General features: G+C 35.6%; 1 protein-coding gene. It reads left to right on the forward strand.

The window, feature by feature from the left end:
• Nucleotides 1-951: 951 nt before the first annotated feature.
• A partial coding sequence (locus tag ACFIQE_RS10200; protein ID WP_375707679.1) for an ABC transporter substrate-binding protein occupies nt 952-1,620 on the forward strand: 669 nt, incomplete at its 3' end.

Consider the following 1,620-nt stretch of genomic DNA (forward strand, 5'->3'; position numbering starts at 1 on the left):
TGGAATAGTGCACCACGTATTTTTTATAGTGCAATTGAAAAATAAGAAGGTATCAAGTTTATAAAATATAAAAAACATGGTCATGATATATTTGATGTATTGCAAAGCTCTTTAATACTTTGCAATACGTTGAATTCTATCGGGAATGGATTACTATGTTGTGTAGAGAATTTTGTTTCAAAACATTCTATTGGGAAGAGAGGTTATTTATCTCGATAAATTCTACGTGTATAGATATTAATATTTGATATTTCAATTTATATGTATAGAAAGTAATAAATTTGTTTGTTGCAAAAGACAGGTGTAACGAATAAAGCAAAGTTTAGTGTTTCTGAAAAAATGGGGACTTTATAAAATGTTTTGGTGAGAAAAACTGTTGTATGCGGGTACGTGGGGAAACATCAAGCTACTCTTCTCATACCTCAGGTTACATTCCTTATGACTTAAAATATGATAATCTATAGGTTCGAAGCTGTTATTTGATACGGAGTTATAATCAAAGTTCGAATTTTCTTCTGAAGAAGGGTGAAAATGGTTACGAAAAATTTATTCAGGATCATCAAAACATCAAATTGTTTTGAGGCTTTTGAAGCAATTAGAGTAGCGCTTTGATGATACTTTTTAGAAAATCGCAAGAGAAACTTGAAAAAGAAATCTTTTTAATGAAGCAAGGAAGGATTTTGGTCTGATATGCTCTGAATTATAAGTGCCGTGATGTCGTGTGCTATCGTGCGTGATAGCTTCATTTTAATCAGATCGTTTTGCGTTGCATATGTTCGTTTGTTCTATACGTGTTTGGGAGGGAATGAGCTTTTGAAAAGTGGCTGCTGCTTTTAGAGATTTTGATATTTTACCTCTAGAAGGCGTGTTTTCTAATCATGATCTTATCATTTTTGCATGTTGTCTCATGGGAAGTTATACAATAACCTTAAATCTTAAAAGGAAAATTCTATGAACGTGAAAAGAAAAATATTGAAAAAGGGCAGTTCTTTTGTTTCTGCTGTTCTTGCAATGGGGATGTTTGTGCAACAAGTTTCAGCGAAAACACCTGCCGATACGCTTGTGATGGCTTGGAATCTTGATACAATAAGTACATTTGATCCCGCACAAATCAATGACCGTTATGGTAATGAAGTTCTTGTTAATGTTTGTGATAATTTAGTCGTTTCTGCTACAGATGATGCTGCTAAAATGGTTCCTTCTTTAGCGAAGAGTTGGGATGTTTCAAGTGATGATCAGAGTACGGTGATTACTTTTCACTTGCGTGATGGTTTAAAGTTCAACGATGGTCGTCCTGCGAATGCTAATGATCTTATTTGGAGCATGAAGCGGGTTGTTCAATTGAAGATGGCTACTGCGGCGACATTTAATGAATATGGTATCACAGAACAAAACGTTGATGAGGCTTTTCAAGCACTGGACGACAAAACAGTGGTGATGAAATTTGATAAACCTTATCCAGCAGAGCTCATTCTTAGCCATTTTGCCACTAGTCGTACTCTTGCTTTGCTTGATCGTGAGACACTCATGAAACACGAAAAAAATGGTGATATGGGAAACCGGTATTTGGCAAGCCATTCTGCTTGCGTTGGTCCTTATCAGCTAGAGAGTTGGCGCCCT

It is taken from the genome of Bartonella sp. AA1HLJMS, assembly GCF_042197445.1.
Taxonomy (GTDB): domain Bacteria; phylum Pseudomonadota; class Alphaproteobacteria; order Rhizobiales; family Rhizobiaceae; genus Bartonella.